We start from the raw sequence: 25431 nt of genomic DNA on the forward strand, positions 1-25431 counted from the left end.
CGTCCATACGCTGGCACATGTGATCTGAGGGCGGGTGGATGACGCTCTTTCCATCCATCAGACGGGCTCACCGGCGGGCATGGGATTTCCATCGCGGGTTTCACCCGCCCTACGTCGAGAGCAGGCTGGCGATCACTGTGTGGAAACGGGCTCCGTAATGGTGGATGGGTGAAGCGTCATCCACCCGCAGCGGTCATGCCCACTTGCCGTCAAACCGTCAACTGCACCACCCGCTCGCCATCGATGCGGGCGTCGGCGGCGCGGCGGTTGACCACCAGTTCGCCGATGGCGATCAGGCGGCTGCGGGTGACGTTGCGGCTGAGGCCGAGCAGGTTGGCGGTGTGCACCTGGTTGCAGTGGCAATGACGGTAGGCGGCGCGCAGCAGGGCGTCCTCGACCTTCTGGTGCAGGTCGCCGCCCTGTTCCTCGAACAGGCGCTGGAAGGCGTGGAGCATCTGCGCCTCGGCCGAGCCGTCGTGGCCGCGGGGTTCTTCCGGGCGGTCGATGCGCAGGTTGGAGAGGTGCAGGTCGTCGGCCTGGATCACGCCGTCGCGGCAGATCAGCAGGGTGTGGTGGATGACGTTCTCCAGCTCGCGGATGTTGCCGGGCCAGGAGTAGGTGCGCAGCTTCTGTGCGGCCTCGGGGCTGAGCTCGCTCTGGCCGTAGCCCAGGCGGCGGCTGTATTCGCCGATGAAGTGCCGGGTCAGCGGCAGGATGTCGCCGGGGCGCTCGCGCAGCGGCGAGAGCTCCAGGCTGACGACGTTGAGGCGGTAGTAGAGGTCTTCGCGGAAGTGCCCGGCGTTGATCGCCTTCTCCAGTTGCACGTTGGTGGCGGCGAGCACGCGCACATCGATGGGGATGCTGCTGCGCGAGCCCAGGCGCACCACCTCGCGCTCCTGCAGCACCCGCAGCAGTTTCACCTGGATGGGCATGGGCAGGTCGCCGATCTCGTCGAGGAACAATGTTCCGCCGTTGGCCGCTTCGAACCAGCCGGCCTTGGCCGCCAGGGCGCCGGTGAAGGCACCTTTCTCGTGGCCGAACAGCTCGGCCTCCACCAGCGACTCGGAAAAGGCGCCGCAGTTGACCGCCACGAAGGGGCCGTCGCGGCGCGCGCTGAGGTTGTGGATGTGGCGGGCCACCAGTTCCTTGCCGGTGCCGGTCTCGCCGATCACCAGCACGCTGGCCTCGCTCGGCGCCACCTGCAGCAGGTGTTCGAGCAGGGCCTGGGATTTCGGGTCCTCGAACACCTGGGCGGTGGCACGCACCGAGGTGGCCAGGGCCGGGGAAGGGGGCAGGGTGAGCAGGCCGGAGCCGCTGGGACGGGGTGCTTTCATGAGTAGAAGGTCGGCTGTGGCAGGTTCTGGTTCAGGGCCCAGTCGCCCAGCTCGCGGACCTTGTAGTCCACCGGGTCGTGCAGGGTCTGGGTGCGCAGGTTGCGCCAGTAGCGGTCCAGGCGCAGGGCGGCGTGGGTGGAACGGGCGCCGGTGACCTCGAACATGCGGTTGCACAGGTCCAGGCCGTTGCGCGTGGTGGCGACCTTGGCCGTGGCGATGGCCAGGGCCAGTTCGCCGCGCTGCGCCTCGCCCAGGGCGGTGCCCTGGTTCCAGGCGGCGTCCAGCAGCTGGTTGGCGCGCTGGATCAGCGCGCGGGCGCTTTCCAGGCCGACCCAGAAGTCGCCGTAGCGGGCCAGCACGTAGGGGTCCTCGCCTGCGCTCTCGACACCGGAACGGAACCAGGGGCGGGCTTCGCGCAGGGTGTAGGCGCGGGCTTCCTCGAAGGCGCCTTCGGCGATGCCGAGGAAGATGTTGCTGAAGATCAGCTGGGCGATCAGCGGGCGCAGGCAGGCGAAGGGCGTGCTCAGCGGGCCGGGTTCCAGCAGCAGTTCGTTCTCCTCCACCCGCACCCGTTCGAAGGTGGCGCTGCCGCTGTCGGTCTGGCGCTGGCCCATGTTGTCCCAGTCCTCGGCGAGGCTGATGCCGCTGCGGGCGGTGGGGATGGCGGCGATCAGCAGCTTGCCGCTCTCTTCGTCGAGGCCGGAGGCGATCAGCATCTGCGAATCCAGGGCACCGGAGCAGAAGCTCTTCTTGCCGGAGAATTCGCGGTAGCCGTTGAAGCGGCGCACCGTGGTGCGGGTGTCCAGCGGGTTGAGGGCGTTGCCCCAGAACCAGCGGTTGCGCGCGGTGAGCTCGAACCACGGTTGCCACTGCTCGGGGCGGGAGAACAGGCGCACGGTGGCCAGCATCAGGTGCTGGAAGGCGAACACGTGGGCGAGGGAGCTGTCGACGCGGGCGAACTCGCGGACCACGGCGAGGGTGGTCTGCCAGTCGGCGCCGAGGCCGCCGTACTCGCCGGGGATCACCAGCGACAGCAGGCCGCTCTGGCGGATGGCGTCGCGCTCGGCCTTGGGGGTGCCGCCCTGGGTGTCGCGTTCGGCGGCGCTGAGAGCGAAGCCTGTGGCCAGCTCGCGGGCGATCTGCAGCGGCGTGGGGGTGGCGAGATGCTGAGGGGCATTCACGCTCGGGTCCTCTTTGGGTGGGGGCTTGTCGGGTGCGCCCCTCCGTGCGGGGAGGGGCGGGCGGGTCAGTGGGCGGCGACCTGGGTGGGCAGCACGTCGTTGGCGATCATTTCGCCGAAGGGCCCGGTGAGGTTGGTGACGCCGCGACCGGCGAGGCTGGCATAGGGCTCGGGCAGCAGCGGGAACACCAGCTCGGCGAAGCGGTAGGCCTCTTCCAGGTGCGGGTAGCCGGAGAAGATGAAGCTCTCGATGCCGAGGTCCGCGTACTCCTTGATGCGCTCGGCCACCTGCTGCGGGTCGCCCACCAGCGCGGTGCCGGCACCGCCGCGCACCAGGCCGACGCCGGCCCAGAGGTTGGGGGCGATCTCCAGGTTGTCGCGGCGGCCGTTGTGCAGCGCGGCCATGCGCCGCTGGCCTTCGGAGTCGAAGCGCGAGAAGGACTTCTGCGCCGCCTCGATGGTTTCGTCGCTGATGTGCTCGATCAGCTTGCTGGCGGCCTGCCAGGCTTGCTCAGCGGTCTCGCGGACGATCACGTGCAGGCGGATGCCGAACTTCACGCTGCGGCCATGGCGGGCGGCGCGCTCGCGCACGTCGGCGATCTTCTCGGCCACGGCGGCCGGCGGTTCGCCCCAGGTCAGGTAGACGTCCACCTGCTCGCCGGCCAGGTCGTGGGCGGCGTCGGAGGAGCCACCGAAGTACAGCGGCGGGTAGGGTTTCTGGATCGGCGGGTAGAGCGCCTTGGCGTTCTGCACCTGCAGGTGCTTGCCCTCGAAGTCCACCGACTCGCCCTGCAGCACGCGGCGCCAGATGCGCAGGAATTCGTCGGTCACTTCATAGCGTTCGGCGTGGCTGAGGTGGATGCCGTCGCCACGGTTTTCGTCCGGGTCGCCGCCGGTCACCACGTTGATCAGCAGGCGGCCGCCGGAGAGGCGGTCGAGGGTGGCGGCCATGCGCGCGGAGACGGTGGGCGAGATGATCCCGGGGCGGATCGCCACCAGGTAGCGCAGGCGCTCGGTCAGCGGCGCCAGGGCCGAGGCGACCACCCAGGAGTCCTCGCAGGAACGGCCGGTGGGGATCAGCACGCCGTAGTAGCCGAGGCTGTCGGCGGCCTGGGCCACCTGCCTGAGGTAGGGCAGCGACACCGGGCGGGCGCCCTGGCTGGTGCCGAGGAAGTGGCCGTCGCCGTGGGTGGGGAGGAACCAGAACACGTTCATGGGGCTGTCCTTCAGGCGATCTTCTTGAGGGCGTCGGCGCGGTTGCCGAAGAGGCTGGCGGCGCGGTCGGCGGCCAGCGCGATGCGGGCTTTCAGCGGCTCGCTGGTGACCTGGTAATCGACGAAGTCGGCCTCGGAGGCGTAGACGCCGATGGGCAGGGTGAGGGCCTGGAAGAAGCTGAACAGCGGGCGCAGCTGGTGGTCGATGACCAGCGCGTGGCGCTCGCTGCCACCGGTGGCGGCGAGCAGCACCGGGGTGTCGATCAGGGCGTTCATGTCGATCAGGTCGAACAGGTGCTTGAACTGGCCCGGGTAGGAGCCGCGGTAGACCGGCGCCGCCACCACCAGCAGGTCGGCGGTCTCGATGGCGCGCAGCTCGTGCTCGACGGTTTCCGGCAGCTCCTTGCGCGACAGCGCACCGCCCACGGGGCGGGCGATATCGCCGAGTTCGATGATGCGCACGTTGACCGGCAGGTGCTTGCCCAGCTCGGCCACCAGGGCCTGGGTCAGCACCAGGGTGCGCGAGGGGCGGAAGGTGCCGCCGGAGACGGCGACCACATTGATGGCGTTGCTCATGGGGTTGTCCCTTGTGATGTTGCGCTAGGTACAGAGGGACAGAGCAAGGGCCGTACCAAGAGCCGAAGTGTGCGGAAACAGGGCAGTTGGGCGGGGTCGCGGCAGGAAAACCTGCCAGGTGGGCAACACTTCTGCTGATCGGGTGTTGCTGGGGAAACAGTTTGCTGGGTTGCGGCCATCGCCGATGAATGGGTGCGAACGGGGGCTGCGGGGTTTGTGGCGGCCTCGGCAGCATGGGTTTCGCTGCGCTCTACCCATCCTACGGGTGCGTCTTGTGGGGTTGGGTGTTTGGGTTTGGGCGAATGAATTGGCTCTGTCTGCGTTAAGGGGTTGAGATGGGCCTCGGCAGCATGGGTTTCGCTGCGCTCTACCCATCCTACGGGTGCGTCTTGTGGGGTTGGGTGTTTGGGGTTTGGGCGAATGAATTGGCTCTGTCTGCGTTAAGGGGTTGAGGTGGGCCTCGGCAGCATGGGTTTCGCTGCGCTCTACCCATCCGACGGGTGCTTCTTGTGGGGTTGGGTGTTTGGGGTTTGGGCGAATGAATTCGCCCCTACGGGGCTGCGGGGTTGGGGGCTGTGTAGGGTGGAGGTCGCTTTTCACCTCCACCGTGCGGGGTTGAGATGGGCGGCGGCAGCATGGGTTGCGCTGCGCTCTCCCATCCTCCGGGGGCAGGTGTGGGCCCCGCCTGGGGCCCTGGCGTTGGGTCAGAAGTCGTAGCTGACGCTGGTGTAATAGAACGCCCCCTGCGCGCCTTCCGGCGAGGTGATGCTGTACTTGGGCACGCCATACAACTGCGCGCCTTCGAGCTTGTCGGGGTGGCTGTCGAAAAGGTTGATCGCCCCCACCGAGACCTTGAGCCCCTGCTGGAAGCTGTAGCTGAGGTCCAGGTCGGTCACCCACTGGGCGCTGAAGGTCTGGTCCAGGGCCGGGTTGCTGGCGTTGAGCGACTTCCATTCGCCGTAGCGGCGCTGCGCCAGGGTCAGGCCCCAGCCCTCGTAGAGCCAGTTGGCGCTGAGGGTGAGCTTGTCGTCCGGGGTGCCTTCCTCGATCAGGCCCTGGGTGTTGCGCCCGACGATCTGCGAGCCACGGATGCTGCCGACATCGCGCAGCTTGGTGATCTCGGTGCGGTTGCGGCTGTAGCCGGCACTGAGGTTGAGGCGGCCGGCGCGTTCCAGGTTCCACTGGTAGTTGCCGGTGAACTCGATGCCCCGGGTGCGGGTGTCGGCGACGTTGGTGTAGAAGGCCGCGCTCTGGATGTTGGCGTAGGGCGTGCCGGCGAAGATCGGCCCGACCACGGTGGCGGGCAGCTGGTCGGACAGGGTGATGCGGTTCTCGATGTCGATGCGGTAGGCGTCGACGGTGAAGGAGGCGTTGTCCAGCGGGCGCCAGACCAGGCCCAGGGAGTAGTGGGTGGACTCCTCCGGCTTCAGTGCCTTGCCGCCCAGCAACGCGGCCTCGGGGCTGTCGGCGCGCAGGGTGCGTTGCTGCACTTCCACCCAGTTGCCGCTGCCCGTGGGCTGCTCGACCACCTGCACGCTGAAGGACGACAGACCGCTCTGCACCAGTGAGGGGGCACGGTAGCCGGTGCTGGCGGTGGCACGGGCGGCGATCTCGGGGGTGAAGTCATAGCGCAGCGAGAGCTTGCCGTTGGTGGTGTCGCCGAAGTCCGAGTAGTGCTCGGTGCGCGCGGCGACGCCGGCCTGGAATTTCTCCGTGACCTGGCCTTCGACATCGACATAGGCACCCCAGACCTTGCGGTCCAGCGACACGGCGTCGACGTTGGTGATGCCCGAGTAGTAGCCGGGGAGGCGCCGCCCGGTGACCGGGTCGAGGGTGTTGAACAGCGGCCCGTTCTGCCAGCCGGCCGCCTCGCCCGCGCTCAGTTCGTAGTTCTCCTTGCGCCAGGCGAGGCCGGCGGAGAGGGTCAGCGGCTTGTACAGCAGGTCGGTGGGGAAGTCGCGGGTCCAGTCCAGGGTCAGGTTGGTCTGGTCGGCCTCGCGTTCGCCGGTGTAGATCTTCTCCGGGCTGCTGGCGCCCCAGCTGGGGTTGATGGCGTTGCGGTCGGTGGACTTCACCGAGTTGTCGCCGTGGTTGAGGGCCAGGTCGAACCTGCCCAGGGCTTCGTCCTCGTAGCGCAGGCCGCCGGTCGCCGCATAGTCCTCCAGGGTGTAGCGGGTGATCGGGATGCGGCCGTCGGGGAAGCGCGCCAGGGCCACGCTGCCGTAGTTGTTGCGCAGGGCGGTGGGTGGGTCGAAGAAGCTTTCGGCGTCGCTGTTCTTGTGGGCGTAGGTGGCGAAGGCGTAGGCGGTCAGGCCGTCGGCCAGGCCGACCTCGCCGTTGGCGGTGAAGTTGTACTGGTCGGAGACATTGCCCGAGCCCCAGCGCCAGGTGCGGTTGGGGTTGTTCTGTTCCCGTGGCGTGTTGGTGCTGGTGGAGCCGGGGTAGAAAATGCGGTTGTCCGGGTTGGTGTCGCTGGCCGGGTCCTGGCTGCCGGCATCGAAGGCGAGGGTGACGAAGCCGTCGTTGGGCAGGGCGAAGCCCTTCCAGCCGCTGAGCTTGCGTTGCAGGCCGTCGCCCTTGTCGTAGCCGCCGAAGCGGTAGCCGAGGTTGCCGCCGTCGTCGCGCTCCTTGAGCACGATGTTGATCACCCCGGCGATGGCGTCCGAGCCGTACTGGGCGGCGGCGCCGTCGCGGAGGATTTCCACGCGCTGGATCGCCGCCAGGGGGATCAGGCTGAGGTCCACCGCCGCCGCGCCACGGCCGTTGACCAGCCCCTGGCGGGTGACGTTGGCGCTGGTGTGGCGGCGCTTGCCGTTGATCAGCACCAGCACCTGGTCGGAGGCCAGCCCGCGCAGCGAAGCGCCCTGGGCGATGGAGCCGGCGAAGGCACCCTGGGGCGCCTGCGGGAAGCTGAAGGACGGCGACAGCGCGGTGAGGGCGCCGGAGAGGTCCTGGGCGCCGGTCTCCTGCAATTGTTCGCCGCTGAGCACATCCACCGGTGCGGCGCTTTCCAGTGCGGTGAGGTCGCTGCGGCGGGTGCCGACCACCACCACCGTGTCCAGGCGTTCGCCGTTGGCGGTGGGTTTTGTGGCGGATTCTGCGGCGAGGCCGGGAAGTGCAAGGCTGCTGGTGGCCAGGGCGATGGCGCTGGCCAGAAGGGAAGGACGGTACATCTGGTTTACCCCTGTTCAGGAAGGACGTATTGGCGTTTCTCGTTTCCCGGGCGCTTATGGGTTTTCCCTTCCTGCGCCTCTTTCGCCTTCCACCAGAGCAACGGCTGTGCCAGGGGCTTTGCGGTTTTTCGATTATTTAAAATCGATGTAAATCAATGGGTTATTAGAGTTATGGGGGCGGGTTTACGGCCCTTGCACAGGGGTTGCTGGAGGGGCAGCAGCGGGCCCGCAACGGGGCAGCAATGGGCGAGGTATAGGCGGTGATCGACAGGGGCTCGGAGCGGAATCGGCAGCATGGGTTTCGCTGCGCTCTACACCATCCTGCGAGGCGCGCGCGGCCGGACACGGAAGGGGGCGGGGCGTGGCGGGAATGAAAACGCGGGAGGCCGATCGCTCGGGCTCCCGCGTGGGTGTGGCGGTGGGGATCAGAAGCGGGTGGTGAGGCTGACGCCGACGGTGCGCGGGTCGCCGTAGGTGATCACGTACTGGCCGCTGCCGACGGCGCCGTTGGGGCGGCCGTGGACCTGGTAGCGGCGGTCGGTGAGGTTGTTGACGAAGCCGGTGACGCTGATCTTCTCGTCATGGTTGAACCAGGTCAGGCGGGCGTTGGCCAGGGTGTAGTGGGGCTGGCTGAGGGTGCTGTCGACGCTGCTCTGGCGGTCGGCCAGGAAGTATTCCTTGCCGCGGTAGCTGACGTCGCCGCCGGCCACCAGCTTGCCGCCGATCTCCAGGGGGATGGTGTAGTCGGCGCCCAGGGAGATGACCTGCTCGGGCGAACGCACGAAGCGGTTGCCGCTGTAGTCGGCGGTGACGACGCCGGTGTTGGGGTTGACGTTCTTGAAGTCGGTGTACTCGGTGTCCAGGTGGGAGAGGGCGGCACGCAGGTGGAGGAACTCGGTGGCCTGGGCCTCGATCTCCAGTTCCGCGCCCTTGACCTCGCCGGCGGCGCCGTTGGTCAGGGCGGTGGTGAGGATGCCGTTGTTGACCGTGAGCAGGTTCACCTGGATGTCGCTGTAGTCGTAGTAGAAGACGTTGGCGTTGGCGGTGAGGCGGCCGTCCAGCCACTCCGACTTCAGCCCCAGTTCGTAGGCATCCAGTTCTTCCGGGTCCACCGTGGTGAGGCCCGAGAGGCCGCCGGACAAGCCGGTGTTGAAGCCGCCGGAACGGAAGCCGTGGGCGTAGCGGAAGAACACCCGCAGGTTGTCGTTGATGCGGTATTCCGGGGTCAGGTCGTAGGTCCAGGCGTCCCAGGTCTTGTCCTTCTCGCTGGTGCCGTTGTTGTCGGCGCCGGCGATGGGGGCACCGCTGGCCAGGCGCTGGGTGAGGGTCAGGTCGATGTCCTTCTTCTCCTGGGTCCAGCGCAGGCCGCCGGTCACGCTGAACTTCTCGGTGAAGTCGTAGGTGAGGTTGCCGAACAGCGCGACGCTGTCGGTCTTGTGGGTGTAGGCCAGGTCGCGGTACACGGTGCCGGTCTGGTTGCTGCCGGTGCCGTTCGGGGTGGTACCCGGGCGCACGTAGCGCAGGGCGTCGCTGTCGAGCTTCTCGTGGAAGTAGTGGGCACCGGCCAGCCAGCGCAGGGCATCTTCCTGGGGCGAGGCGAGGCGGAATTCCTGGCTGTACTGCGTGTACTCGTTGTCCACGTCGCTGACGCCGTTGACCTCGTAGGGGGTGTAGTCGGCGTCGGTGAGGGCCTGGTTGCGGATGCTGTCGTAGGCGCTGATGGAGGTGAGCTTGTAGCCGCCCAGGTCCCAGTTGAAGGTCAGCGAGGTGCCGTCGTGGTCGAGCTTGTAGTCCTCGTCGACGTTGAGCTGGATCTTGCTGCCATGGGGGCGCACGTAGCCGACGTTGTAGTAGCGGCCCACCGGCAGCGAGCCGTTGCTGCCGTCGCCCTTGTGCTCGCGGCTGTGGATCTTCCACAGGGCTTCCAGGTCCGGGGTCAGCTGGGCGAGGAACTGCAGGCGCACGGCCTTCTTGTTCACGTCGCCGTAGGTGTGGTCGTTGGTGAGGTTCTTGGTGAAGCCGTCGCGCTCCTCGGAGTAGACCGCCACCCGCGCCGCCAGGCGCTCGTCCACCAGGGCGCCGCCGATGGCGCCGTTGAGGATGCGCTCGTTCTTGCTGCCGAAGCCGATGGTGCCGTAGCCGTCGGTCTCGAAATCGGGCTTCTTGGAGATGATGTTCACGGCGCCCGCGGTGGTGTTCTTGCCGTACAGGGTGCCCTGCGGGCCGCGCAGGATCTCGATGCGCTCCAGGTCGTAGAGCGGGCCGCCACCGGCGATGGGGGCGTTGAGGTAGACGTCGTCGGCATAGATGCCCACCGGGTAGACCGTCGCGGCGCCGGTGTCGCCGGTGCCCAGGCCGCGGATGTACCAGCGCGGACGGCCGTCGCCGTCGGGGTTCTTGGCGGCGGCGTTGGGCACGAAGGTGGTGATGTCGCCGATGGCGCGCACGCCGTCGGCGGTGATGTTGGTGCCGTTCACCGCCGAGACGGTGGTGGGCGTTTCCTGCAGGGTTTCCTCGCGGTGCTGGGCGGTGACGGTGACCGTCTTCAGCGCGGTGGTGGGCTGCGCCTTGTTGGTGTCTTCGGCCTTCTTCGCATCGGTCCGTTCGGCAGCGACCAGCGCACCGCTGGCGGTCAGCAACAGGGCCAGCCATATGCCCCGGGTAATCGGATTGGGTGTGTGCATGTTCTCTCCCCTTTTATATGTAAGGCACGGGTCGCCAAGTGGGCGTTCGCAAGGCGTGCCATGAATAAGCAAATGGGGAGGAGCAGGAGTCGTGCCAGCCTTTGGGTGGGCATGTCTGTTATTTTCTTAAATTCGCAAATAGTTGTTTTAAAAGGAATTTATTATTAATGGCGGCGTGTTTTTGCAACAACTAAGGGCGTGTGGGAGTGGGCCGGATGTGAGGCCGGAAGAGGGGCATTGACGGGTGCGTAATTGGCAGCAGGACGTTGCTGGGAAGTTGCTGCTGGGGAAGCAGCCGCCCGGGCATTGCTGCCCGGGCAACAGGGCTCAGACGGCGACCCGGGAGGTGGAGCCGATGACCTTCTCCAGCACGCTGAAATCGATCCAGTCGCGCACGTCGAAACGCCGGGGGATGAAGTCCCAGCGATGGAGGAAGTCGGTGAAGTCCTGCAGGGCCGCGATCGAGCGTTCGTCGAGGGTGGTACGCAGGCGGCGGTGGGCATCCTCGCCGTAGGCGGTGGCGACCCAGTACTCGCTGGTGTTGAGTTCGCGGGCGAGGAAGCGCCGGGTCTCGTCCGGGTTGGCCCAGGCCCATTGCTCGGTGCGCAGCACGGTGTCGACGATGCGCACCGAGGCATCGAAATGCTCGTGCAGCAGGTGGGTGTCCACCGTCAGGGTCCGCGGCGTGCCGTTGTTGGAGCGGATCAGCGGGTCGGGGTGCGAGCCTGTGTCGATCACCACCTGCAGGCCGAACTCGTTGGCCAGGTGGGCGGCATGGGCGCCCTTGAGGAAGATGGCGTCGATGTCACCCCGCAACAGGCCGATCAGCTCGTTGTTGCGGCGCCGGATGCGGTCCACCCCGAGGCTCACTTCGGCGCCGTACAGGTGGTGCTTCTGCTCGTCGCTGTAGGTGCCGCCGTAGGGGTAGTCCACCAGCTCGACGTCGCGCACGGAGAGACCTTCCAGGTGCAGGGCGTTCTCCAGGCCGCGCAGGGCCTGGGCGCGGGTGAAGTCGATCTGCACGTTGGCCCACTTGGGCAGGCCGAAGCGGCGGTTCTTCAGGTCGCGCACGCTTCTCACGCCGGATTCCGGGGTGGTGAGGATCAGCTGCACCTCGTCGCTCCACGACAGCCCCAGCACGCGGGTCTCCACGCCGCTGGCGTAGGCCCAGATGGCCGGGATGTTGCCGCCGTGGCGTACCGAGTTGCGCAGGTGGTGGTCGTAGTGGGCTTCGCGCACCTCGCGTTCGCTGGATTCGCGCAGCGACTGGATGCTGGTGCCGTAGGGGCGGAAGGCTTCGGCCAGGCGGCCGGACTGCACCGCGATGCCGAGCCCGGTGGGAACCGGGCTGTGGGTGTACCAGAGGGTGTCGAGTGGCTTGCTCATAAGTGGCTCGGTTGAGGTCAGTAGAGCCCGGCCGATCAGCCTGCCAGCGCAGTGGCTGCGCGCAGGGAGTCCAGCGGTCGGGTATCGATCCAGTCACGCACCTCGAACAGCTGCGCTATGAAGCCCCAGCGGTGCAGGAAGGCGGTGAAGTCCTGCAGCGCGGCGATGGCCTGCTCGTCCAGCTCGGTGCGCAGGCGGCGGTGGGCGTCCTCGCCGTAGGCCACCGTCACCCAGTACTCGCTGCTGTTGGTCTCGCGGGCGAGGTAGCGGCGGGTGTCGTCGGGGTGGGCGTGGGCCCATTGCTCGGCGCGCAGCACCGCGTCGAGGATGCCGGCGGCGGCTTGCGGGTGCTGCTCCAGCAGGTGGGCGTCGACGGTCAGGGTACGCGGCGTGCCGTTGTTCGAGCGCACCAGCGGCTCGGGGTGCGAGCCGGTGTCGATCACCGTGCGCAGGCCGAAGTCATGGGCCAGTTGGGCGGCGCTGGCGCCCTTGAGGAAGATGGCATCCACCTCGCCACGCAGCAGGCCGACCAGCTCGGCGTTGCGCCCTTCGGCGCGGCGCGAACTCACCGGGGTGCCGGCCACGGCCTGTACCGGTTCGTCGCTGAAGGTGCCGCCGTAGCGGTAGTCCACGCGCTCCACGTCGGCCACTTCCAGGCCCTCCAGGCGCAGGGCGTTTTCCAGGCCGCGCAGGGCCTGTGCGCGGGTGAAGTCGATCTGCGCGCCGTGCCAGTCGGGCAGGCCGAAGCGGCGGCCCTTGAGGTCCTTGACGCTTCTGATGCCGCTGTCCGGGCGGGTGAGGATCAGTTGCACCTCGTCCGCCCAGGACAGGCCGATGACGCGGGTGTCGCGGCCCTGGGCGCGGGCCCAGATGGCCGGGATGTTGCCGCCGTGACGCACCGAGTTCTGCAGGCTGTGGTCGAAGTGCGATTCGCGCACCGCCTGCTCGGTGGATTCGCGCAGCGACTGGATGCGCGTGCCCTGGCTGGCCAGGGTCTGTTCCAGCCAGCCTTTCTGCACGGCGATGCCGAGCCCGGTGGGGACCGGACAGCGGGTGTACCAGAGGGTTTCGAGTTGGCTCATGGTCGGTCTCCTCAGGCGCTTTGCTTGAGGTCGGCGGCCGGGCTTGCCGCCGAGCGCTGGTGCACCAGCGGCAGCACTTCCTGGCCGATGCGCAGGGCTTCTTCCAGGTGCGGGTTGCCGGCGAGGATGAAGGTGGAGAAGCCGGCGTCGCGGTACTCCACCAGGCGCTCGGCGATGTTCTCGTGGCTGCCCACCAGGCCCACGGTCGGGCCGGGCTTGGCCTTGGCGAAGCCGGCCCAGAGGTTGGGGCCGAGGATCAGGTCGTCGAAGCGGTCGATGTTCTGGTGGTAGGCGGTCTGGCGCGCGCCACCCACGGAGTCCGAGCCGCTGGTGAAGGTCTTCACCAGGGAGCTGGGCTTGCCTTCGAGGCGGTCGAACTGGGCGCGCAGGTCGCGCCAGGCGGCTTCCTCGGTCTCGCGGGCGAAGAGGTCGACGCGCAGGCCGAAGCGCACGCTGCGGCCCTGCTTGTCGGCCAGCTCGCGCACGCGCTCGATGTGCGGCTTGAGCTTGTCCACCGGCTCGGCCCAGTTGAGGTAGACGTCGGCGTGGCGCGCGGCCACCTCCAGCGCGGCGTCGGAGAAGCCGGAGAAGTACACCCCGGGCTTGCGCTCGTCGTGCAGGCCGGGCGGCAGCGCGCCGTTCTCCAGCTGGTAGATGTCGCCGTCGTAGGAGAAGCGCTCGTTCTCCCAGAGGCCCTGGATGATGTCGAGGAACTCGCCGGTGCGCTTGTAGCGCAGGTCGTGTTCGAGGAAGTCGCCATTGGCGCGCTGGCTGGCCGGGTTGCCGCCGGTGATGATGTTCCACTCCAGGCGGCCACGGCTGAGGTTCTGCAGGATGGCGGCCTGCTGGGCGGCGTAGGCGGGCAGGGTCCAGGTGGCCTGGAAGGCGATGAGGAACTTGATGCGGCGGGTCTCCCGCGCCAGGGCCGAGGCCACCACCCAGGGTTCGGGGCCGGTGGGCAGCAGCGCGCCCTCGAAGCCGGCCAGTTCGGCGGCCTTGGCCACCTGGGCGATGTAGTCGATGTAGCCGAAACCATCGGGCTCGCCGTTGGGCAGGCGGCCGGGGGCGATGTTGCCCGGGCGGTGCGCGTGGCTGCCACGGTTGTGCTTGTCGGTGGACAGCTGCGGTCCGTCGGTGCCCAGCGGCAGGCGCCAGAAGAATTCAGTGCTCATATTCGCTCCTGATGAGGTGGCCGTGGTTCCCGCCGGGGCCGGCGAGCCACGCTGCCAGGTGCGAGTGCAACGGCCATGCCACGGCCCGTCGGCAAGGCTGCGGGCCAGGTGGGGCAAGGCCTGCGGGGAGAGGGCACGAGAGGCCTGGCGGGCGGGGTGCGTCTCCAGCAACACCCTGCCAGCAGCCGGCTGCTGGGGGCGCAACAGAAACGCCGATGGCGGGCCTGCGGGCGGCGAGCCGACCGCCGCCAGGCCTTGCGCATCAAGGGCCTGGTGGAGTCGGCACAAGTCCTGCTCTGCACCGCTACGACCGCGTATCGCGGCGGCAACGGAGCTTCGTTGCGTGACCCCCTTGAAGGACGATCCCATGACCCAGACCAGCAGCACCCTCGGCAGCGCCATCCTTGACCAGGTCGAGCAGGCCAAGCGCGATTTCGCCAAGGCCTTCCGCGTACTCCAGGACACCCGCACCCTGACCGCTACAAACACCCTGCAGGCCTACCTGCGCGTACCCGGGACGGACCTGGTGATCGCCCTGCGCGCACCGTCGCCCTGGGACGACGAGCCGGCCATCCGCGCCTCGGTGGTGAGCTACGACGGCGTCGTCCACCTCGACGAGACCCTGGGCGGCGCCCAGACCCTGAGCGAGAGCCGCGAGGCCGGCAGCGGCAAGCGCTACGCCCAGGTGCTGCGCGAACGCGCCGAGGTGAACGTGGTGATCCACGTGCACACGCCCTACCTGGGTGGCTGGGCCGGTACGCACCGCGTGCTGCCGCTGCGCTACGCCGCCTCGCAACGGGTGACCCTGGCCCGCGAGCTGCCGGTGTACATCGACCGTCGCCAGCCGGAGCCGGCGTTCATCGTCGAGACCATCGAGGCCAACCCGCACACGCCGGGGCTGCTGGAGGCCAACGGCGGGGCGACCTTCTGGGGCACCGGCATCCTCCAGGTGGCCAAGCTGGTCCTGCTGGTGGAAGAGGGCGCCTACTTCCAGGCGCTGGCGGAAAACCTCGGCGGCTCCAGGGAGTTCGGCCCCGGCGTGCTGGAGCAGCAATGGAAGATGACCGGCCTCTGGGCCGAAGGGCAGAAGCTGCTGGGCGAGGTGGCTTGAAGCGGCGCCCGCTAAGGGGCGGGTGACGCCGGCGCGGCGGACGGCAGGGTCGCCGCGCCGATGGTTTCGCTGAACTCGGTGTCGATGAGCACCGTGCGCACCTTGTAGCTGTCGAACGTGCGCGCCTTCACCGGCACCGATAGGCGCCACGCCTGGCCACCCTCGATGCCCTTGGCGCGGAAGGTCTCGGTGTCCACCAGCTTGTCGCCCTGATAGATGTCGAACACCACCGTGACGGTGGAGAAGGACTTCTCGGTGGTGTTGACGGCGGTGCCGTTGATGTAGCTGTCGTGCCCGGAACGGGTGAGGGCGAGGTTGCGCACCTTCACGTCATCGGCGAGGGCGCACAGCGGCACGAGGGCCAGCAGGGCGAGGCAGGTTTTACGCAACATGGCGAACGACTCGAGGCCTTAACCCGCCGTTGATACATCGGCGCGAAAACCTTGTCGACTACCGCTCGGCGCCACGTAGTCCGAGGCTTACGGCCGCGACTCACGGAGGTGCCCGCGGCGTGGCGTGGACCCCGCTTTATCGGTCCACCGATCAAGGTCATTCCGGGCATCGCTGGTGGACGAAAAGAGCGTCATCCACCCTACGGGCCTGGTATTGAGCCGTAGGATGGGTAGAGCCCCGCGAAACCCATCATTGCGGAGCTCAAGCAGGCTGGCGTGAGTCACCCCTGCGCGCCGGCCTTTTCCAGGATGGTGTCGATGGAGGCGCCGGTCTCGGCGCTGCGCAGGTAGGTCTGGTAGAGGGCGGCGTAGGCGCCGTTGCGCTCGATCAGCTGCGCATGGGGGCCGAGTTCGACGAGCTGGCCGTTGCGGATCACGGCGATGCGGTCGGCGTCGCGGATGGTGGCTAGGCGGTGGGCGATGATGATCGCCGTGCGGCCTTCGCAGAGGCGGCGCAGGGCGCGCTGGATGCGCCGCTCGGTGTGCACGTCCACCGCCGAGGTGGCTTCGTCGAGGACCAGCACCGCCGGGTCGGCGAGGTAGGCGCGGACCAGGCACACCAGCTGGCGCTGGCCGTGGCTGAGGTGGGCACCGAGGGGGCCGACTTCGCTGTGGTACTGGTGTGGCAGGCGCTCGAGCACCTCGTCGGCGCCCAGCTCGCGGGCGGCGGCGATCAGTTCGGCGTCGCTGGCGGCGGGGGCGGCCAGGCGCAGGTTGTCGAGGATGCTGCCGCTGAACAGCACGTTATCCTGCAGCACCACGGCGACGCGGCGGCGCAGCTGGTGCTGGGTGACGTCGCGCACGTCCACGCCGTCGATGCGCACGGCACCGCCCTGCACGTCGTAGAAGCGCGTGAGCAGTTGCACCAGGGTGCTTTTGCCGTGGCCCGAGGGGCCGACGATGGCCAGCACCTCGCCGGCCTGGATGTGCAGATCCAGGTCGCGGATCACCGGGTGCGCGGCCCTGGGGTCGTAGGCGAAGCGCACGGCCTCGAAGCGCACCTCGCCACGGGCGTCGGGCAGGGTCTGCGGCGCGTGGCGGTCGGTGATCTCCGGCGCCGTATCGAGCAGCAGGAAGATGCGCTGCGCCGAGGCGGAGCCGGTGGCGTAGCGCTCGAAGAGGTCCGACAGCTCCTGCAGCGGGCCGAGGAACATCATCACGTAGAACAGGCTTTCCGCCACCTGGCCGACGCTCACCGTGCCGTTGGCCAGGCCGTGGCCGCCCACCAGCAGCAGGGCGGCCATGCCGCCGGCTGCGAGCAGTGCGGTGAAGGGGGCGAACCAGCCGGAGCGCAGGCTGCCGCGGATCAGCGCCTGGTTGAAGTCCAGCAGCAGGCGCCGGTAGCGCGCGCTGTTGGGTGCCTCCTGCACGCATTGCTGGATCATCCGCGCGCCGCTGACGCTCTCCACCAGGTGCGCGGTGAAGCGGCTGCGGTTCTCCGCCACCCGCGCCCAGTTGCGCTGGGAGATGCGCTTGAACGCCCAGGTGGCGCTGAACAGCAGAGGCACGGTGCCCACCAGGGCAAGGAAGAACAGCGGCGAGATCAGCCACAGCAGCACGCCGGCCACGCCACAGCGCAGCAGGGCGCCGAGCAGTTCCGGCGGGCCCTGGATCAGCAGCGGTTCGAGGCTGTCCACGTCGCGGTCGGCGCGGGAAATGATGCGCCCGGCCTTGGTCCGGTCGAAGTAGCCGACGCTCAGTGCCTGGACGTGGGCGAACACGCGCACGCGCAGGTCGTTGAGCACGCGGATGGCGGCGCTGCCGGCGATGAACTGGGAAATCCCCGCGAGCAGGAAGCGCCCCAGCCAGCTGGCCGCCAGGCCCAGGCCGAGCAGCGCCACCAGGCGCTCGTCGAGCAGCCAGTGGTCGCCCTGCGGCACCAGACCGTGGTCCAGCAGTTCGCGCACGAACAGCGGCCGCAGGAACACGGTGAACACCAGCACCACTTCCAGCGCGATGACCGTGAAGATGGCGCCGCGTATCGGCCGCAGCAGTGGCAGCAGGCGGTGCAGCATGCCGCGATCCAGTGCCTGGCGGGCGAGCATTTCCTCGATCTCGATGTCCGAGAGCGCCTTGCCCGGTAATGGGTTAGCCATGGTCGATCCCCAGCAGGTCGCGGTAGACAGGGTTGCGTTGCAGCAGCTCGGCGTGGGTGCCAGCGTCGGCGATGGCGCCCTGGTCGAGGAGCAGCACGCGGTCGGCCAGAAGGATGGTGGAGAGCCTGCTGGAGATGACCAGCAGCGTGGTGCCGCGCAGGTCGCGGATGTTGCCCAGCACGCGGCGCTCGCTGATGGCGTCGAGGGCGCTGGTGGCGTCGTCGAGGCAGAGGATGTCCGGCTGGCCGAGCAGCGCGCGGGCCAGGTTGAGGCGCTGGCGCTGGCCGCCGGAGAGGGTCACCCCGCGATCGCCCAGGGCGGTGTCCAGGCCCCGGGGCAGGCGCTCCAGCACATCGTCGGCGGCGGCCAGGTGCAGGGCCTGGAGCAGTTCGGCGTCACTGGCTTCGGTGGCGGCCAGGCGCAGGTTGGCCGCCAGGGTGTCGGAGAACAGGAAGCTTTCCTGGGGCACCACGTGCACGCGGCGGCGCAGCTGGGCCAGGTCGAGCTGGCGCACGTCCTGCCAGCCGCTGGCGTCGGAACCCAGCAGCAGGCGCCCGGCGCTGACGTCCACCAGGCGCGGCAGCAGGCTGGCCAGCAGGCTCTTGCCGGTGCCGGTGGCGCCGACCAGGGCGACGACCTCGCCCGGTTCGATACGCAGCGTGCAGCCCTGGAGGATCTCGCGGCCCCCGTCGGGGGCGCTGACGCCGACCGCCTCCAGCCTGAGCCCCAGCGGGCCTGCGGGCAGGGGCGCGATGCCGCTGCGGATGGCCGGCTGCTCGTCGAGCAACTGCCAGATGCGCTCGGCGGAGGAACGGGCGTCGGCGAAGGTCTGCATGACCCGGCCGATGCCTTCGATGCGGAACACCAGGGTGGTGGCGATCAGCAGCGAGGTGACCAGCTCACCGATGCCGATGCGTCCGTCGGCCACCAGGTGCGCGCCGTAGACCAGGATCCACACGTGGCCGAGGGCGACCACCGCCTGGGGCAGTGGGATGCGCGAGGCGGCGTAGGCGAGGGCGGTACGGGCATGCTCGGCGAACAGGCCGACCTGGCTGGCGAAGCCCTGGATGCGGCTGGCCTCCAGGGCGAAGGACTTGATCACACGGACGCCGCCGATGCCCTCGGCGAGGTCCTGGGCAACGCGGTCGTAGGCCGCGCCCACGGCGCGGTCGAGGCTCACCAGGCGTTCGGTCTGCACCACGAAGATGGCCAGCCCCAGCCCAGTGAGCAGCAGCGGCACCAGGCCCAGCAGCGGGTGGTACCAGCCCAGCAGGCCGACGGCGGCGAGCACCACCAGCGGGGTTTCCACCAGCTGGCGCCAGAAGCTGATGAGCGCGTCGCGCACCTTGTCGGCGTCGCGGGTGGTGCGGGTGACCATCTCGCCCATGCCGTGCTGCCAGTGGTAGCCCAGGTGCAGGCCCTGGACCTGCCCGAGGATGCGCTCGCGCAGGCGCGTCAGCAGTTCCTGGCTGAGGATCAGCGAGAGCACGCCGGCGGCGTACTGCAGCACGCCCCGGCCCAGGGCGACGCCGACGATCAGGGCGACCCAGTACCAGCCGAGCGAGGCGTCGAGGCTGCCGTCGGCCTGGCGTACCACGGCGCGGCCGGCGCTGACGTCATTGACCGCGTGCCCCACCAGCCATTGCTGCCAGGCCAGGCCCAGGTTGACGGCAATGAACAGGGACGCAGTGAGGGCGAAGCGCCAGGGCATCTCGCGGTAGATGGCCAGGCAGCGGAGCAGGGGGTGTCGCGTGGTCATGGGGAAACCGCCATGGGGCGCCATCCTTGGCGCAAAGGGAGGAGGTGGATCAGAGGGCGTTCTTGTAGACGACCCCGCCTTTCATCACCCACTGCACATGCTCGAGCACGCGGATGTCGGCGAGGGGGTCGTTCTTGACGGCGATGATGTCGGCGAAGCGGCCGGCCTCGATGCTGCCGATATCGTCGGCCGCGTCGAGCCAGCGCGCAGGCGTGAGGGTGGCGGCCTGGATCGCCTGCAGCGGCGTGAGCCCGGCTTCCACCAGGTAGTGGAACTCCACCGCGTTGGTGCCATGGGGCGTGATGGGCGCATCGGTGCCGTAGATGATCGGGATGCCTGCCTTGATGGCCTTGGCGATGTTCTGTTTGTGGAGCGCTGCGGTCTGCTTGAGGATCGCCAGGGTGTAGGCGCTGGCCCCGGCCTCCACGGCGTGCTCCTGGGCCAGGCTGTCGATGGCCAGGGTGGGCACCACCGGGATCTGCTTCTGCTTGAGCAGCTTCAGGCCTTCCTCATCCACCAGGGACGCGTGCTCGATGCTGTCGGCGCCCAGTTGTGCCGCCAGGCGGATGCCATCGGCGCCGTGGGCGTGGACGGCGACCTTCTTGCGGTAGCGGTGGGCGGTGTCGATCACCGACTTCAGCTCCTCTTCGCTGAACTGGGTGACGCGCGGGTCGGTGCCGCTCATGAAGCCGCCGGTGATGCACACCTTGACGAAGTCGGCGCCGTACTTGAACTGCTGGCGTACCTTGCGCTCGAAGGCGTCCGCGCCGTTGGCGACGCCGGGACCGTCCTGGTCCTCCTCGGGGGTGGTGACCTGGCCGGAGCAGTGGCCACCCGTGGTGGTGAGCAGGGTGCCGGCGTCGTAGATGCGCGGGCCGGGGATGTCGCCTTCCTTGATGGCGTCACGCAGGGCGATACCGGTGAAGGCCTTGCCGCCCATGTTGCGCAGGCTGGTGAAGCCGGCTTCCAGGGTGTCGCGGGCCTGCTTGGCCCCTGCCAGTGCGCCCCGCGCCGTGCCGATGCGCGGACCGAAGCCGCCCAGGTGCACATGGAAGTCCACCAGCCCGGGCAGCAGGGTGCTGTCACCCAGGTCCAGGACCCGGGCCCCCTCGGGGATCGCGAGGTTCTTGCCAACGGCCTTGATGCGCTCGCCTTCGATCAACACCACGGGGGCCTCGATCACCTTCGCGTCACGCACGTCGATCAAGCGGGCAGCCTTGACCGCCAGCACCGGGACCGGTGCCGGGACGGCGGCCTTGGCCGGTTCGGCGGCATGAGCGGGGAGGAGGGCGCTGGCCAGCAGGGTGGCGCCGATGGCCAGTGCCAGGCGTGGACGGCTGGTGCGCGGATGGGGCAGGGGTCGGTTCATGTTCGATGTCCGTAAAAAGCCCGTACGCCCTGGCATGAACAGGGCGCCGGGTGAGAAACCGGGAAAGGGAGCGGCTCAGGAACGGGTGGTGGCGCCTTCGACCTGCTTGGCATTGAGGATGGCGGTGTATTCGCCCGGGTCGATGCCGTTGAGGTAGTAGTTGCCGACGTGGTGCAGGCGCCAGCGGATCGGGTCGTGGGTGGTGTGCACCCGCGCGTTGCGCCAGAAGCGGTCGAGGTTCCACTTGGTCAGCGAGGCACTGGCACCGAGCAGCGAGAAGATGTCGCTGGAGATCTTCAGCGAGGCGCCATCGGAGTGGGCGCGGGCGGTGGCCACCGAGAGGATCAGCTCGTCCTGCAGTTCCTTGTTGTCCGGGTCCTGCTCGTGCTGGTCGAACACCCGCGCGGCGTCGCGCAGCAGGGATTCGGCGGCGCGCAGGGCCACGGCGTACTCGCCGATCTGGCGGATGATGTGCGGCTCCTCGTTGGCGCGCTCGACGCCGCTTTCCACCCAGGGCCGCGCGTTGTGGTTGAGGTAGTGCACGCCGGCCTGCAGCGCACCGGCGGCGATGCCGGTGTCGATGGCGGCGTGGAGGATCTGCGGGTAGGTGAGGCCGGTGCGCTTCATCGGGCCCTGGCGACGGGAGACGAAGCGTTCATCCAGCTCGATGTTGTCGAAGATCACCGTGCCGCTGACCGAGTTGTTCTGGCCGAAGGCATCCCAGTCGTCCACCAGGGTCAGGCCGGGGGTGTCGCGGTGCAGCAGCACGCCGACGCCGCCATCGTCGGAGCCGGCGGTGAGGGAGATCCACTCGGCCAGGTAGGAGCCGGTGGAGTAGAACTTGCTGCCGTTGAGGATCAGCTTGCCGTCGGCGCGACGCTCGACGCGGGTCTTGAGGGCGAACTTGTTCTTGCCGCCGACCTCGGCCAGGGCGTTGCCGAAGCGCTTGCCGGCCAGCACGTCGGCCACCAGGCGGTCGCGGACCTCGTCCGGGTAGCCGGTGAAGATGCCGCGCAGCATCACGTTGTGGATCTGCAGCAACTGGCCGACGCCGCCATCGGCCACGGAGATGATGCGCACCGTCTCGACGATGGTCTCCACCGAGGCGCCCAGGCCACCGAAGGCCTTGGGCACGCCGATGGCGGTGAGTCCGCTGTCGGACAACAGTTGCGCCTGGCGGCGCGGCAGCTCGCGGTTGCGCGAACTGTCGGCGGCGATCTCGGCGATCTCCCTGGCCACTTCCTTCGCCACCGCGATGGCGTCCGCCTCGCTGCGCAGGATGTTCGCCGCCACGTGGGGCTGCTCCGTGGCGAAATTGCGTTCGGCCGTACTCATGCTTGCACCTCTGTCGATTCGATCGGTTCCGTCCCGGGCCTGTGCCGGGTGCTTGGCGGGGCTTGAGCAGGTTCTATGCCAGGGCCTTGGCGGAGGACGCCCAGGCCTTGCGCCGCGCGGGCTGCAGCAGCCTTTCCAGACGCCAGTCCACAGCACCGCTGCTGCTGGGGCAGCACCCCGGGACGGCTGCTGCTGGCGAGGCAGCACTGGCGACGCAGCCCTGCTGGCCTGCCAGCAATCCACGCCGCTGGGGGATTGGCGAAATCCCTGGAAGGCCCGGATTACGCGGTTCTCAGGTTTTGGCATGGGCATTGCGAAGGCAGCACAAACGGCCCCTGAGGCCACCCTGCACCTCTTTCCTGGAGCCCTTCATGACCCTTGTTGCCACGGCCCCCGCGCAGCCGACCTTCGCCGAGAAGGCCCCGCTGGATCAGATCTGGTTCACCCGCTGCCCGGTGCCCACCGCCTCCGGCATCGCCTACAAGCTCGGCTGGCTGGCCGAGGAGTTCGCCGCTGACGGCCTGCCGGTTTCCACCCTGCAGGAGGCTCGCCAGCTCGGCCGCCATCACTATGACCACGAGCTGCCGGGGCTCTTTCGCGAGGGCGGCAACGTGCCGGCCCTGGCCGCCCGCGCTGCCGGGGCGCCGAGCCGGCTGATCGGCCTGACCTGGATCGAGGAATGGCAGACCATCCTCGTGCGCCCGGACTCCGGTATCCGCAGCCCGGCCGACCTCAAGGGCAAGCGCCTGGCTCTGCCGGCCTGGGGTGACAGCCGCCCCGGCAGCATCGCCCGGGCCATGAGCCTGCATGGCTACAAAGGCGCCCTGGCGCTGGCCGGGCTGGGCTTCGACGACGTGCAACTGGTGGAAGTGCCGCTGCTGGACCAGGCCGCCGCGCGCACCCCGGAGGAGGGCCTGCAGCGCCTCTGGTCGGGGCTCGAGCCCCTGGCCCGTGGCGAGCTGGACGCCGTCTACGTGAAGGGCGCCGCCGCTGCGGACGCCGCCCGCCGCCTGGGCCTGGTGGTGGGGGTGGACCTGGACCTGGTGGACCCGCGCCATCGCGTCAACAACGGCACGCCCCGTCCCATCACCGTTCACCAGAACCTGCTCGACGATCACTTCGACCTGGTGGGGCGCTTCCTCGCCCAGACCCTGCGCGCCGCCGAGTGGGCCGCGGAGAACCGCGACAGCCTGCACGCCATCCTCGAGGTGGAGACCCGCGCCGGCCGCGAGGGCGTGGCCGAGGCCTATCGCGGTGATTTCCACACCACCCTGGCGCCGGACCTGTCCGCCCAGCGCCTGGCATTCCTCGGCATCCAGAAGGACTTCCTCAACCTCCACGGCTTCCTCGAGCGGGACTTCGACATCGCCGATTGGGTCGATGCCCGCCCGCTGCAAGCCGCCCATGACCTGCTGGCCCAGCGCCGCACCTGAACAGGAGTTCCACCATGACCATCCTCGTCAACGAACAGCACATCAACGCCGAACTCCGTGAGTTCATCGACAACGTCGTCCGCGAAGCCGGCGAAGCCTTCACCGTGTACCGCGAGACCGGCACCATCACCGCCAACGGCACCGTCGGCTTCATCGAGCGGGTGCCGGGGCAGGAGCTGCTGGTCTCGGTCAACTACCCGGGCCCCTGGAACCACGGCAAGCCCCTGCAGGCGCAGGTCATCGACTTCGCCGGGAATGTCGTCTACGGCCATGGCCGGAGCGGGGCAGGGCGCTACACCAAGCTGTTCCAGCAGCACGCCGACATCACCACCGTGTCCCACGTGCATTCGCCCTACCTCGGCGCCTGGGCGCAGACCCAGCGCAGCCTGCCGTTCCACTACGTGCCGGTGCAGCGCTACCAGCTGGCCCGCGAGCTGCCGGTGTACATCGACCGCCGCCAGCAGGAAGTGGACTTCATCCTCGAGCGTATCGCCGAGAACCCCTACACCCCGGCGATCCTGGAAGCCAACGGCGGCTCCACCGTGTGGGGCAAGCAGGGCCTGCGTGCCACCGCCGAATTCATCCTGCTGCTGGAGGAGGGCGCACAGCTGCAGCTGCTCGCCGAAGCCATCGGCGGCTCCCGCGCCTACGGGCCGGGCGTGCTGACCCAGCAATGGAAGATGAGCGGCCTGTACGAGAAGGCCACCGAACTGGGCCTGGTGCCCGCCATCGACCGCCGCTGAGCCGTTCCAGGGCTCCGCCAGAGAGCCCGTTCAAGCGCCTGCCGACGCGTGCGACACCCTCATCCGATCAAGGACACCGAACATGGCTGTGAAGATTCTCTGGTACCTCACCACTCCCGATGGCCCCTATCCCTGGGAGGCGGAAGGCCGCTGGAAGACCGACTTCCAACACCTCAAGCAGATCGCCGTGACCGCCGACCGCCTGGGCTACTACGGCTCCCTGCTGGGCTCCAGCCCCAACGAGAGCCTGGCGGTTTCCGCCGCGCTGATCGACGCCACCGAGCGCCTGCGCTTCCTCGTTGCCCAGCACCCGGGCGAGCTGTCGCCGGCGGTGCTGGCGAAGTGGGCGCTGACCTTCGACCAGTTCTCCAACGGCCGCCTGCTGTTCAACGTGGTCAACGGCAACGACGCCAGCCTGGCCACCTACGGCATCCACTACGGGCATGACGAGCGCTACGACTTCAGCCTGGAGTACTGGCGCGCCTTCCAGAGCATCTACGCCGGCGAGACCGGCGGCTACGACGGCCGCTACGTCAAGCTCGCACCGCGCCAGGCGGCGGCCGCGAGCCACCCGCTGGGCGGCTGGCACCCGCCGAAGCAGAAACCGGGCATCCCGCTGTGGGGCGCCGGCACCTCGGGCCCGGGCGTGGCCCATTCGGTGCAGTTGCTGGATGTCTACCTGAGCTTCGCCAACACCCCGCCCAAGCTGGGCGAGAAGTTCGCCAGGGTGGCGGCCGAGGCGGCGAAGATCGGCCGCGAGCTGACCTTCGGCACGCGCCTGCAGGTGATCGTCCGCGAGACCGAGGAAGAAGCCTGGGCCCACGCCGAGAAGCTCTTGCAGCGCACCTCCATCGAGACGGCGCGCAACGCCATCCAGCGCCAGTTGCCGCCCGGCGAGACCCTGGAGAGCTTCGTCAGCGACGACCCGCAGATCCAGCGCAACCTGGAGGCCATCCGCGCCGGGCGCCTGCCCAAGGCCCGCGACCTGGAGATCTACCCCAACGTGTGGGTGGGCCCGAGCCTGTTCGGCTTCAACATCCTCGGCCCGGCTGCCGGCACCTACCTGGTGGGCAGTGCCGAGCAGGTGGCCGAGCGCATCCGCGAGTACGAGCGCCACGGCACCTCGGCCTTCATCCTCTCGGGCTTCCCGCTGATCGACGAGGCCCAGCGCGTCGCCGACCTGCTGTTCCCGCTGCTGGACCTGGACCACGGCTTCGAGGTGCCGCAGCTGGGGGTGACCGCACGGGCGCCGAAGGCGGCATTGGCCTGATGGAACCTGGCGGCCCCGCACAACGCGTGGGCCGCTGAACCGGCAACGGGTAGCAAGCGACA

Annotated in this window: 18 protein-coding genes; 4 read left to right on the forward strand and 14 right to left on the reverse strand. The window is 68.9% G+C overall.

Annotation, left to right across the window (positions count from 1 at the left end; all coding sequences use genetic code 11):
* Positions 1 to 209: 209 nt before the first annotated feature.
* The 9 genes from ACYJSS_RS25310 to ACYJSS_RS25350 form a co-directional block, all read right to left on the reverse strand.
* Positions 210 to 1334: a sigma-54 interaction domain-containing protein gene (locus ACYJSS_RS25310; RefSeq protein WP_236205842.1), complete on the reverse strand. Its 1125-nt coding sequence runs from the start codon at positions 1332 to 1334 to the stop codon at positions 210 to 212.
* Positions 1331 to 2515 carry an acyl-CoA dehydrogenase family protein gene (locus ACYJSS_RS25315; protein WP_236205843.1) on the reverse strand — a complete coding sequence of 395 codons (1185 nt, stop codon included), beginning with the start codon at positions 2513 to 2515 and terminating at the stop codon, positions 1331 to 1333. Before ACYJSS_RS25315 ends, ACYJSS_RS25310 begins: the two co-directional genes overlap by 4 nt.
* A gap of 65 nt (positions 2516 to 2580) precedes the next feature.
* A complete protein-coding gene (gene ssuD, locus ACYJSS_RS25320; RefSeq protein WP_236205844.1) occupies positions 2581 to 3729 on the reverse strand; it encodes an FMNH2-dependent alkanesulfonate monooxygenase in 1149 nt (382 codons plus the stop codon).
* A gap of 11 nt (positions 3730 to 3740) precedes the next feature.
* Entirely contained in the window at positions 3741 to 4304 is a 564-nt protein-coding gene (msuE, locus tag ACYJSS_RS25325; protein WP_236205845.1) for an FMN reductase, read from the reverse strand.
* Positions 4305 to 5008: 704 nt separating this feature from the next.
* On the reverse strand, positions 5009 to 7477 hold the full coding sequence (locus ACYJSS_RS25330) for a TonB-dependent receptor plug domain-containing protein (protein WP_111264877.1): 2469 nt from the start codon (positions 7475 to 7477) through the stop codon (positions 5009 to 5011).
* 425 nt (positions 7478 to 7902) lie between these two features.
* Positions 7903 to 10161, reverse strand: coding sequence for a TonB-dependent receptor (locus ACYJSS_RS25335; RefSeq protein ID WP_236205846.1), 2259 nt, complete (start codon positions 10159 to 10161; stop codon positions 7903 to 7905).
* Between the two features lie 327 nt (positions 10162 to 10488).
* Positions 10489 to 11547 carry an aliphatic sulfonate ABC transporter substrate-binding protein gene (locus ACYJSS_RS25340; RefSeq protein WP_236205847.1) on the reverse strand — a complete coding sequence of 353 codons (1059 nt, stop codon included), beginning with the start codon at positions 11545 to 11547 and terminating at the stop codon, positions 10489 to 10491.
* A gap of 35 nt (positions 11548 to 11582) precedes the next feature.
* On the reverse strand, positions 11583 to 12629 hold the full coding sequence (locus tag ACYJSS_RS25345; protein ID WP_236205848.1) for an ABC transporter substrate-binding protein: 1047 nt from the start codon (positions 12627 to 12629) through the stop codon (positions 11583 to 11585).
* 11 nt (positions 12630 to 12640) lie between these two features.
* Positions 12641 to 13801, reverse strand: coding sequence for an LLM class flavin-dependent oxidoreductase (locus ACYJSS_RS25350; protein WP_236205849.1), 1161 nt, complete (start codon positions 13799 to 13801; stop codon positions 12641 to 12643).
* Positions 13802 to 14168: 367 nt separating this feature from the next.
* Between ACYJSS_RS25350 and ACYJSS_RS25355 the strand changes: the two genes are divergently transcribed.
* Positions 14169 to 14912, forward strand: a complete 744-nt coding sequence (locus ACYJSS_RS25355; RefSeq protein WP_111264345.1) for a class II aldolase/adducin family protein — start codon at positions 14169 to 14171, stop codon at positions 14910 to 14912.
* 11 nt (positions 14913 to 14923) lie between these two features.
* On the opposite strand, the gene ACYJSS_RS25360 is transcribed toward ACYJSS_RS25355, so the two are convergent.
* The 5 genes from ACYJSS_RS25360 to ACYJSS_RS25380 form a co-directional block, all read right to left on the reverse strand.
* Entirely contained in the window at positions 14924 to 15304 is a 381-nt protein-coding gene (locus tag ACYJSS_RS25360; RefSeq protein WP_111264344.1) for an FxLYD domain-containing protein, read from the reverse strand.
* Positions 15305 to 15585: 281 nt separating this feature from the next.
* Positions 15586 to 17460 (reverse strand): ABC transporter ATP-binding protein, encoded by a 1875-nt coding sequence (locus tag ACYJSS_RS25365; RefSeq protein ID WP_236205850.1) that lies wholly within the window; start codon positions 17458 to 17460, stop codon positions 15586 to 15588.
* Entirely contained in the window at positions 17453 to 19219 is a 1767-nt protein-coding gene (locus ACYJSS_RS25370) for an ABC transporter ATP-binding protein (RefSeq protein WP_236205851.1), read from the reverse strand. Before ACYJSS_RS25370 ends, ACYJSS_RS25365 begins: the two co-directional genes overlap by 8 nt.
* A 49-nt stretch (positions 19220 to 19268) precedes the next feature.
* Positions 19269 to 20588 (reverse strand): metal-dependent hydrolase family protein, encoded by a 1320-nt coding sequence (locus ACYJSS_RS25375; RefSeq protein ID WP_236205852.1) that lies wholly within the window; start codon positions 20586 to 20588, stop codon positions 19269 to 19271.
* A gap of 75 nt (positions 20589 to 20663) precedes the next feature.
* The gene (locus ACYJSS_RS25380) at positions 20664 to 21923 is read right to left on the reverse strand and encodes an acyl-CoA dehydrogenase family protein (RefSeq protein WP_236205853.1); all 1260 of its coding nucleotides are present in this window, start codon (positions 21921 to 21923) and stop codon (positions 20664 to 20666) included.
* 371 nt (positions 21924 to 22294) lie between these two features.
* Here ACYJSS_RS25380 and ACYJSS_RS25385 point away from each other — a divergent pair, with 371 nt between their 5' ends.
* The 3 genes from ACYJSS_RS25385 (at position 22295) to ACYJSS_RS25395 (ending at position 25369) form a co-directional block, all read left to right on the forward strand.
* Positions 22295 to 23356, forward strand: a complete 1062-nt coding sequence (locus ACYJSS_RS25385) for an ABC transporter substrate-binding protein (protein WP_236205854.1) — start codon at positions 22295 to 22297, stop codon at positions 23354 to 23356.
* Positions 23357 to 23370: 14 nt separating this feature from the next.
* Complete coding sequence (locus ACYJSS_RS25390) at positions 23371 to 24099, forward strand: class II aldolase/adducin family protein (protein WP_236205855.1); 729 nt, start codon at positions 23371 to 23373, stop codon at positions 24097 to 24099.
* Positions 24100 to 24181: 82 nt separating this feature from the next.
* Positions 24182 to 25369 (forward strand): LLM class flavin-dependent oxidoreductase, encoded by a 1188-nt coding sequence (locus tag ACYJSS_RS25395; protein WP_173180009.1) that lies wholly within the window; start codon positions 24182 to 24184, stop codon positions 25367 to 25369.
* The last annotated feature ends 62 nt before the right edge of the window (positions 25370 to 25431 follow it).

Source organism: Pseudomonas sp. No.21, assembly GCF_054558415.1.

What these genes read in the sequence shown, in the direction of transcription:
- ACYJSS_RS25310 (WP_236205842.1), bottom strand. Translation starts at nt 1,334, where the DNA reads ATGAAAGCACCCCGTCCCAGCGGCTCCGGCCTGCTCACCCTGCCCCCT.
- ssuD (WP_236205844.1), bottom strand. Translation starts at nt 3,729, where the DNA reads ATGAACGTGTTCTGGTTCCTCCCCACCCACGGCGACGGCCACTTCCTC.
- msuE (WP_236205845.1), bottom strand. Translation starts at nt 4,304, where the DNA reads ATGAGCAACGCCATCAATGTGGTCGCCGTCTCCGGCGGCACCTTCCGC.
- ACYJSS_RS25330 (WP_111264877.1), bottom strand. Translation starts at nt 7,477, where the DNA reads ATGTACCGTCCTTCCCTTCTGGCCAGCGCCATCGCCCTGGCCACCAGC.
- ACYJSS_RS25335 (WP_236205846.1), bottom strand. Translation starts at nt 10,161, where the DNA reads ATGCACACACCCAATCCGATTACCCGGGGCATATGGCTGGCCCTGTTG.
- ACYJSS_RS25340 (WP_236205847.1), bottom strand. Translation starts at nt 11,547, where the DNA reads ATGAGCAAGCCACTCGACACCCTCTGGTACACCCACAGCCCGGTTCCC.
- ACYJSS_RS25345 (WP_236205848.1), bottom strand. Translation starts at nt 12,629, where the DNA reads ATGAGCCAACTCGAAACCCTCTGGTACACCCGCTGTCCGGTCCCCACC.
- ACYJSS_RS25350 (WP_236205849.1), bottom strand. Translation starts at nt 13,801, where the DNA reads ATGAGCACTGAATTCTTCTGGCGCCTGCCGCTGGGCACCGACGGACCG.
- ACYJSS_RS25355 (WP_111264345.1), top strand. Translation starts at nt 14,169, where the DNA reads ATGACCCAGACCAGCAGCACCCTCGGCAGCGCCATCCTTGACCAGGTC.
- ACYJSS_RS25360 (WP_111264344.1), bottom strand. Translation starts at nt 15,304, where the DNA reads ATGTTGCGTAAAACCTGCCTCGCCCTGCTGGCCCTCGTGCCGCTGTGC.
- ACYJSS_RS25365 (WP_236205850.1), bottom strand. Translation starts at nt 17,460, where the DNA reads ATGGCTAACCCATTACCGGGCAAGGCGCTCTCGGACATCGAGATCGAG.
- ACYJSS_RS25370 (WP_236205851.1), bottom strand. Translation starts at nt 19,219, where the DNA reads ATGACCACGCGACACCCCCTGCTCCGCTGCCTGGCCATCTACCGCGAG.
- ACYJSS_RS25375 (WP_236205852.1), bottom strand. Translation starts at nt 20,588, where the DNA reads ATGAACCGACCCCTGCCCCATCCGCGCACCAGCCGTCCACGCCTGGCA.
- ACYJSS_RS25380 (WP_236205853.1), bottom strand. Translation starts at nt 21,923, where the DNA reads ATGAGTACGGCCGAACGCAATTTCGCCACGGAGCAGCCCCACGTGGCG.
- ACYJSS_RS25385 (WP_236205854.1), top strand. Translation starts at nt 22,295, where the DNA reads ATGACCCTTGTTGCCACGGCCCCCGCGCAGCCGACCTTCGCCGAGAAG.
- ACYJSS_RS25390 (WP_236205855.1), top strand. Translation starts at nt 23,371, where the DNA reads ATGACCATCCTCGTCAACGAACAGCACATCAACGCCGAACTCCGTGAG.
- ACYJSS_RS25395 (WP_173180009.1), top strand. Translation starts at nt 24,182, where the DNA reads ATGGCTGTGAAGATTCTCTGGTACCTCACCACTCCCGATGGCCCCTAT.